Source organism: Rhizobium alarense, from assembly GCF_021555155.1.
Taxonomy (GTDB): Bacteria; Pseudomonadota; Alphaproteobacteria; order Rhizobiales; family Rhizobiaceae; genus Rhizobium_D; species Rhizobium_D alarense.
This window is the reverse complement of record NZ_JAKGBU010000072.1, coordinates 20,582-27,668: the sequence shown is the minus strand read 5'-3', so window position 1 is coordinate 27,668 and position 7,087 is coordinate 20,582. Positions and strand designations below refer to the sequence as shown.

The 7,087-nt window shown below is 65.3% G+C and carries 10 protein-coding genes; 1 reads left to right on the top strand and 9 read right to left on the bottom strand.

The features are described 5' to 3' along the window. The 3 genes from LXM94_RS19750 to LXM94_RS19740 form a co-directional block, all read right to left on the bottom strand. Positions 1-715, bottom strand: a 715-nt coding sequence (locus LXM94_RS19750; protein WP_235773178.1) for a carbon-nitrogen hydrolase family protein, incomplete at its 3' end; no start/stop codon positions are given. A gap of 10 nt (positions 716-725) precedes the next feature. Further along, positions 726-983: a glutaredoxin 3 gene (gene grxC / locus LXM94_RS19745; RefSeq protein ID WP_235773177.1), complete on the bottom strand. Its 258-nt coding sequence runs from the start codon at positions 981-983 to the stop codon at positions 726-728. A gap of 38 nt (positions 984-1,021) precedes the next feature. Beyond that, a complete protein-coding gene (locus LXM94_RS19740; protein WP_235773176.1) occupies positions 1,022-1,801 on the bottom strand; it encodes a ComF family protein in 780 nt (259 codons plus the stop codon). Between the two features lie 70 nt (positions 1,802-1,871). On the opposite strand from LXM94_RS19740, the gene LXM94_RS19735 reads away from it, so the two are divergent. Next, on the top strand, positions 1,872-2,741 hold the full coding sequence (locus tag LXM94_RS19735) for a methyltransferase domain-containing protein (protein WP_235773175.1): 870 nt from the start codon (positions 1,872-1,874) through the stop codon (positions 2,739-2,741). 18 nt (positions 2,742-2,759) lie between these two features. Here the strand turns inward: LXM94_RS19735 and LXM94_RS19730 are convergent, their stop codons facing one another. The 6 genes from LXM94_RS19730 to LXM94_RS19705 all read right to left on the bottom strand — a co-directional run bounded on the left by LXM94_RS19730 (position 2,760) and on the right by LXM94_RS19705 (position 6,900). After that, positions 2,760-2,939, bottom strand: a complete 180-nt coding sequence (locus tag LXM94_RS19730; RefSeq protein WP_235773174.1) for a Flp family type IVb pilin — start codon at positions 2,937-2,939, stop codon at positions 2,760-2,762. Positions 2,940-3,061: 122 nt separating this feature from the next. Continuing rightward, positions 3,062-3,382, bottom strand: a complete 321-nt coding sequence (locus LXM94_RS19725; RefSeq protein ID WP_235773173.1) for a hypothetical protein — start codon at positions 3,380-3,382, stop codon at positions 3,062-3,064. Between the two features lie 120 nt (positions 3,383-3,502). Next, positions 3,503-3,919: an 8-oxo-dGTP diphosphatase MutT gene (mutT, locus tag LXM94_RS19720; RefSeq protein ID WP_235773172.1), complete on the bottom strand. Its 417-nt coding sequence runs from the start codon at positions 3,917-3,919 to the stop codon at positions 3,503-3,505. Next, positions 3,916-4,695, bottom strand: a complete 780-nt coding sequence (locus LXM94_RS19715; RefSeq protein ID WP_235773171.1) for a GNAT family N-acetyltransferase — start codon at positions 4,693-4,695, stop codon at positions 3,916-3,918. The genes mutT and LXM94_RS19715 overlap by 4 nt, the downstream gene beginning before the upstream one ends. 32 nt (positions 4,696-4,727) lie before the next feature. Beyond that, entirely contained in the window at positions 4,728-5,960 is a 1,233-nt protein-coding gene (gene argJ / locus LXM94_RS19710; protein ID WP_235773170.1) for a bifunctional glutamate N-acetyltransferase/amino-acid acetyltransferase ArgJ, read from the bottom strand. Positions 5,961-6,012: 52 nt separating this feature from the next. Beyond that, positions 6,013-6,900, bottom strand: a complete 888-nt coding sequence (locus LXM94_RS19705) for a peptidylprolyl isomerase (protein WP_235773169.1) — start codon at positions 6,898-6,900, stop codon at positions 6,013-6,015. Positions 6,901-7,087 lie beyond the last annotated feature (187 nt).

Below are 7,087 nucleotides of genomic sequence, written 5' to 3'. Positions count from 1 at the left end.
CACCGGCCGACGCGACCACACGCCCCCAGGGGTCGACGATCATCGAATGACCGAAGGTTTCGCGCCCGTCCTCGTGCAGGCCGGCCTGCGCGGCTGCGACGATGAAGACGCCGTTTTCGATCGCCCGGGCGCGCAGCAATGTCTCCCAGTGCGCCTCGCCTGTCTGGCGGGTGAAGGCGGCGGGAACGGAGATGATTTCCGCACCGGCCTGCGCCTGCGACTTGAACAGCTCCGGGAAACGCACATCGTAGCAGATGGCGAAGCCAAGCCGGAAGAATGGCAGGTCGACCGTCCTCGCCGTCGTGCCCGGCGTATAGGTCGCGCTTTCGCGCCAGCTTTCGCCGTTGTCGAGATCGACATCGAACATGTGGATCTTGTCGTAGTGGCAGATCCGCCTGCCGTCAGGGCCGAAAAGCAGGCCCCGGTTGGCCACCTTGCCATCGGGAAGCGCGATCGCCGTCGAGCCGACATGCAGATGGATGCCGAGCTCGGCGGCAAGTGCCGACGCCGTCGCGACGATGATGTCGTCGGCCTCGCCGCGCAGGATCGAGCGCAGGCCCTCGCGGCTGCGCTGCAGCGCGCCGGTCATTTCCGGCGTCTGGACATAGACGGCACCGCCGGCCGCCGCCTGGCGCACGAGACGTGCCATCGCCTCGGCGTTTCGCGCCGGATCGATACCGGAGCACATCTGGACGGCGGCTATGCGAGCGGTCATCTGTCTACCCTCACGCCGCGAGCAGGGGATCGAGCTTGCCGGCGCGTTCCAGCGCATGCAGGTCGTCGCAGCCGCCGACATGTGCGTCGTTGATGAAAATCTGCGGGAACGTGCTGCGGCCATTGGCGCGCTTGATCATTTCCTGGCGCAGGTCCGGCGAATAGGTCGCGTCGTGCTCCTCGAAGCTGACGCCCTTGGTCTCCAGCAGCTTCTTTGCTGCGCTGCAATAGCCGCAGAACTGACGCGTGTAGATGACGACCGAAGCCATGCCTTTCCGCTCCATCGATGATCGAAGTTTCGATCTTTTCATATAGGTCCGGGCAAGGCCCTTGCAAAGGTCAAAACGGTCACCTCGATCGTGCCTGCCCGCTTCAGCGCGCGGCTCGCCGCCGCCGCGGTCGCCCCGGTCGTATAGACGTCATCGACCAGCACCACCCTCTTGCCGAAGAGCTCCGCCCGTCCCGTTTGCGTGACGACAAAGGCGCCACGCACGTTGTCTTCGCGCGCCTTCGACCCTAGGCCCACCTGCCGGCGCGTGCGCCGGCTCCTGATGAGTGCGCCGAAAAGCGCCGGCTTGCCGGAGGCGCCGGACAGGTGACGCGCCAGCTCGGCGGCCTGGTTGAACTTGCGCCAGACAAGGCGCGAACGATGGAGCGGGACCGGGAGGACGAGGTCGGCCCCGGCAAGGGCGCCATCGGCAGCGCGCAGCATCCAGCCGGCCATCATCGGCGCGAGATCGGTCCGGTCGCGATACTTGAGGCCCTGCACCAGCGTGCGGGCGTGGCCGTCATAGAGCACCGCGGAACGCAATCGGTCGAACGGCGGCGGATTGGCGATCGCCTCGGCGCTCAGGATATGCGGGCCAAGATCATGAACGAAGGGTGTGCCGAGGATTTCGCAATAGGGGCGCTCGATGAACTGCAGCGACGACCAGCAGCCGGCGCACAGTCCGTGCGACCCCGCCAGGATGATGCCGCATCCCGCGCAGGTCGGTGGATAGACGGCATCCAGCAGCGTGTGCCGGATCCCGCCGATGCGTGCGCGCAGCCGCCCTCCGATCCCGATGGTTGCCTGCCCTTGCCCCATGCGGTTGACAATACGCGCGTCATGGCGCCAATGCGACGGAAAAGACGCGAGCATCGGATCGGGCAAGGACGTGGACGAGATCTTTGATCAGGACCTGATCACACGGAACCGGCTGCGGGCGCTGAAGGGCGCGCAGCCGGCCGATTTCCTGCTCGAGATTGCCGCGCGCGAGCTCTCCGAAAGGCTCGACGTGGTGGATCGGCGCTTCGAACGTGCCGTGGAATTGCATGGCCACACCGGTCTTGCAGCGCGTGCGCTTCTTGCAACGGGCAAGGTGGATGGCGTGCAGCGCGTCGAGGCGGATGCGCGGTTTTCGGCTGGATCCGAAGCCGTCACGGTTTCGCCGATGGAGATCGTTCCCCTCGACGAAGGCTCGGTCAACCTCGTCGTCTCGCCGCTGTCGCTGCATCTGACCAACGATACCCCCGGCGTGATGATCCAGATCCGCCGGGCGCTCAGGCCGGACGGGCTCTTTCTCGCGGCGGTTCCGGGCGCCGACACGCTGCAGGAATTGCGGGAGGTCTTGCTCGCGGCAGAGGCGGAGATGTTTGGTGGCGCCAGCCCGCGCGTCATCCCGTTCTCCGATGTGCGCGATCTCGGAGCCTTGATGCAGCGGGCCGGTTTCGCGCTGCCGGTCACGGACAAGGAGACCCATACGGTCCGCTACGACTCGCTGTTTGCGCTGATGCGGGATCTGCGCGCCATGGGCATGGCCAACCCGCTGCACGGACGGAGCCGCCGGCCGGTGACGCGCGGCTTCTTCCTGCGCGCCGCCGAACTCTACGCGGAGCGGTTCTCCGATCCGGATGGCCGGGTTCGCGCCACCTTCTCGATCATCTACCTGTCCGGCTGGGCGCCGCATGAGAGCCAGCAGAAGCCGCTAAAACCGGGCTCGGCCAAGATGCGGCTCGCCGACGCCTTGAAGCCCCGGTCCTCCTGAGACTGCCATCCGGCGGAGTTACTCTCGTGCCGGCAGCTCGCCGATGGCGTTGTCGAGGGTGATGAAGACGTTGTTGAGCGACGAACTGGTGGCGCTGAGGCCTGTTATGATGGCGACGCAGATCGCCATCGCGAGCACGCCGTATTCGACGGCCGTGGCCCCGTCCCTGCTGCGCCAGACAAACTTCCAGATCCGCATTGCACCCGCCCTCTCAATGCTTGTTTCATCGAGCCGAAGCCGGACGGCTTGCGGCGCATCTGCCTTGTCGGGCCCGGGGTTGCGACGCGCGGACCGATGCATTTCCCGACCAACCGCTTTGGTCAGCAACCGTTTCCGTAGCCATTGCCTTCAATGATGCAGACCGCGCCCGGCATCTCCTGAAGCACGCTCCGGCGCACCGTGTAGCGACGGGTCTTGCCCGTCTGCGGCACCGATCCGGTCGAGATCATGTCGAGGTTGTCGGGCGTATATGCGATCATCCGCTTGTCGCCCTTGGCGGAAAGCAGCGGCGTCAGGACCAGGGCAAGCGCGATGACCGCGGTTCCAAACAGGAGTGCAAGGTTGAGCACACCGGTCCTGCTGGCGCTGAACGTCGTCTGCTCCTTGTCCTGCACCGTCATCCAGAAATCGTCGTCACGCATACTGCTTCTCTTTCACGCACGCCTAAAGCCGTATCAGCGTCAGTATTTGAACGACGGACATAAACTTTCGATTAACGAAGTCGCCCGTTTTGTGGATCGTGCGACCGAAAGGTCACTTTTTCACAACAGGTCGCAGAGAAAGGGGATCAGCGGCTCGTCGGCAGGCGGCATCGGATAGTCGCGCAGGGTCTTCGGGCGGACCCACTTAACCGCCTGCCCTTCGCGCCCATGGGCCACGCCTTCGAAGCGCCGGCAGACATAGAGCGGCATCAGCAGGTGGAAATCATCGTAGGTGTAACTGGCGAAGGTGAGCGGCGCGAGGCAGGCGACCTTGGTGCGGATGCCGAGTTCCTCGTCGAGCTCGCGGATCAGCGTCTCCTCGGGCGTCTCGCCGGTCTCCACCTTGCCGCCGGGAAACTCCCACAGGCCGGCGAGCGACTTGCCTTCCGGCCGCTGCGCGATCAGGATGCGGCCATCGGCATCGACGAGGGCGCAGGCGGCGACCAGCAGGATGTTCCGGAGTTTCGCCCCGGTCATGGCTGAGACGCTTCACGGTAGACGTAGCGGTAGGCTTCCCCGAAGCCCGACTTGCGATAGAGCGCCACGGCAGCCGTGTTTTCCGCCTCCACCTGCACCCAGGCGCGCCGCGCGCCGCGCAATTGCGCCCAGCGCAGGCAGGCGTGCAGGATCGATGCGCCCAGTCCCTGGCCGCGAGCCTTCTCATGAACGCCGAGCTGCAGCACGCCCGCGAGGTCATTGTCCTGGACGGCAAGCGCCACGGCGGTTGCCGCGCGATCCTTCGCCTCGAAGACGAAGAAACCGGTTTCCGGCTTGATCGCGTTGACGATCTCCGTCAGGCCGGGCTTGAGGGTCGGCGGTTCGGCTGCAACGTGGATCCGTGCATCGACAAAACGTCCGACGTCGTGGCTCGGCAGATAGTCGAGCGCGTCGCCCGAATCGCCTGCCGGCAGGTCGCAGGTCATCACGATCGTCTCTCCGAGACGGCTCCAGTCGCGGGAGTCCATGTGGTCGATCAGTTGCTGCGGGGCGAGCGGCGTCTGCCGCACCAGCATCGGCCTGCCATAGTCGGCGAAGCGCTTGCGCGCCTTCTCCAGCCGGATCTCGATGTCGCGATAGTCGGAAGGGTCGAGCGGGTTGACGGAATTGAGCCGCTTCGACGGGTGGCCCGCCGTCAGCCGGATCAGCCAGCTGCCGTCATAGAGCGAAGAAGCCGCCGGCCAGGCGCGAAAGCCCACCGCCTCCAGCCGCCGCACATTCGGCAGATCGGGAGCCGGGGGCAAGTCAGGGTCCATGGCGGCAGTCTCCCGAACGATTTCCTGCGCCATCAGCTTCTGTAGTCGCCGTTGATCTCGACATATTCCTTGGTGAGGTCGCAGGTCCAGACCGACGCGCTGCCCCCGGCAAGCCCGATCTCCACGCGGATGTCGATATCTTCGTGCTTCATGACGGTGCTTGCGGCTGCCTCGGAATAGCCGGGATCGCGTTCGCCGTCGACGGCGACGCGCACGTCGCCGAACCAGATCGCGAGCCGGTCGCGGTCTGCCATCTCGCCGGACTTGCCGACGGCCATGACGATCCGGCCCCAGTTCGCGTCTTCACCGGCGACCGCCGTCTTGACGAGGGGCGAGTTTGCGATGGAAAGCGCGATGCGCTTGGCGGCCGCGTCGCTTTCCGCCCCTTCGACGGTGATCTTCACCATCTTGCGTGCGCCCTCGCCATCGCGCACGACCTGCAGCGAAAGCTCCCGCAGCACGGCCTGAAGCGCCTTGCGGAAGTCCGCGAGCCGCGGGTCCGTCGCGTCGGCGACGGTCGGCCCGCCGGTCGCGCCGGTCGCAAACAGCATCAGCGTGTCGGAGGTGGAGGTGTCGCTGTCGACAGTGATGGAGTTGAAGGTCGGCTCGACGGCTTCGGAGAGCATCTGCTGCAGGGCCGGGGCGGCGATGGCCGCGTCCGTGACCAGGAAGGAGAGCATCGTCGCCATGTCCGGTGCGATCATGCCCGCCCCCTTGGCGATCCCATTAATGCGGACCATGACACCGCCGATGTCGGCCGTCGCGGTGGCGACCTTCGGGTAGGTGTCGGTCGTCATGATCGCCTTGGCGGCATCGAGCCAGAAGTCGGCGGTTGCCGATGCCGCGAGATCGTCGAGCACGCCGGAGAATTTCGTCGCATCGAGCGGTTCACCGATGACGCCTGTCGAGGCGAGAAACACTTCGCCCTCGCTGCAGCCGACCGCCCTGGCGGCGGCGGCGGCGGTCATCGCCGTCGATTCGCGACCCTTCCTGCCGGTGAAGGCGTTGGCGTTTCCTGAATTGACGACGACCGCCCGGGCCCATCCGCCCGCAAGGTTCTGCCGGCAGAAGTCGACGGGTGCCGAAGGGCACTTCGAACGGGTGAAGACGCCGGCGACGGCTGCCGGCGTGTCGAAGACCATCATCAGCACGTCGGTGCGGTTCTTGTATTTGATGCCGGCGGCGGCGGTTGCCATGCGCACGCCGCGCACAGGCGGCATTTCGGCATAAATTTTCGGGGCGAGCGGGGAGATGGACCCGGGCATGTCGTATCCTGTCAGAGGACGGAACCCGCCGGTACGGCGGATTCCGTGTCGATTACTGCTGCTGCTCGGTGGCCGGTTGCTCTTCGCCTGCCGGCGCGTTCACTGCGTCATAGGCCTTCTTGAGTTCCGGGTCGTCGATCTCGACGGCGGATGCGGCCTTCGCCTTGTCGAGAAGGGCAATGTACTTGTCGCGCATGACGAGCTGGCGAACCTGGCCCTCTACCTGTTCCAGCGCGGGGGGCTGCTGTTTGCGCTTTTCCTCGACCTTGATCACATGGAAGCCGAACTGCGTCTTGACCGGTTCCTTGGAATAGCTGCCGGGTTCGAGCGCAAAAGCGGCGGCGTCGAATTCGGGGACCATCCGGCCCTTGGCAAAGAAGCCGAGGTCGCCGCCTTCCGACTTGTTCGGATCGGTCGACTTTTCCTTGGCGAGATCGACAAAATCCTTGCCGGCGTCGAGAGCAGCGATAATCGCCTTCGCCTCGTCCTCGGTCTTGACCAGGATGTGGCGGGCGCGAACCTCGTCCTGGGGCTCGATCTTGGCGACCTCGACGTCATAGCGCGCCTTCACCTCTTCCGGCGTGACGGCGTCGACGACGTGCTTCTTGAAATAGGCATTGTGCAGTTCGCGATCGGTCAGATAGGCAATGCGCTGCTTGAAAGCAGCGTCGTCCTGCAGGCCTTCCTTTTCGGCGTCGGCGGCCAGCAGCTTGGTGTCGATGACGGCAGAGAGTGCTGCTACCCGCTTCTGCTCGACCGGCAGGTTGGCGAGCTGCGGATCAAGCCCCGTGACGGCGAGATCGATCTCGGATTGCAGGATTTCCACCCCGCCGACCGTCGCGACGACCGGGTCCGTCTTCTGCTCCTCGGCGGCGTGGGCGCCGTGCGCCGCTGCGATCGCCACCAGGGCGACGGCTGCAAGCTTGCTGTACCTGAACATCCTCTTTGACCTTTCAATTTCGCGCCGAAGCCTTGTGCGGTCCGGCACTTCGGTGCCTTCAACAACATCAGAATGTGGCTGTTCTGCAACCGTCTGCGCCGTTGACATCATTCGACCCCCCTCTTATCTGTCACGCAATCTCGCGTCCAGAACAGTTTCCGGGCATCTCAAGGCTTTGAGCCCATAT

Bases quoted from the DNA above. Each gene is read 5' to 3' on its own strand.
- grxC (WP_235773177.1), bottom strand. From the start codon at position 983: ATGGCTTCGGTCGTCATCTACACGCGTCAGTTCTGCGGCTATTGCAGC.
- LXM94_RS19740 (WP_235773176.1), bottom strand. From the start codon at position 1,801: ATGGGGCAAGGGCAGGCAACCATCGGGATCGGAGGGCGGCTGCGCGCA.
- LXM94_RS19730 (WP_235773174.1), bottom strand. From the start codon at position 2,939: ATGCGGATCTGGAAGTTTGTCTGGCGCAGCAGGGACGGGGCCACGGCC.
- LXM94_RS19725 (WP_235773173.1), bottom strand. From the start codon at position 3,382: ATGCGTGACGACGATTTCTGGATGACGGTGCAGGACAAGGAGCAGACG.
- mutT (WP_235773172.1), bottom strand. From the start codon at position 3,919: ATGACCGGGGCGAAACTCCGGAACATCCTGCTGGTCGCCGCCTGCGCC.
- LXM94_RS19715 (WP_235773171.1), bottom strand. From the start codon at position 4,695: ATGGACCCTGACTTGCCCCCGGCTCCCGATCTGCCGAATGTGCGGCGG.
- argJ (WP_235773170.1), bottom strand. From the start codon at position 5,960: ATGCCCGGGTCCATCTCCCCGCTCGCCCCGAAAATTTATGCCGAAATG.
- LXM94_RS19705 (WP_235773169.1), bottom strand. From the start codon at position 6,900: ATGTTCAGGTACAGCAAGCTTGCAGCCGTCGCCCTGGTGGCGATCGCA.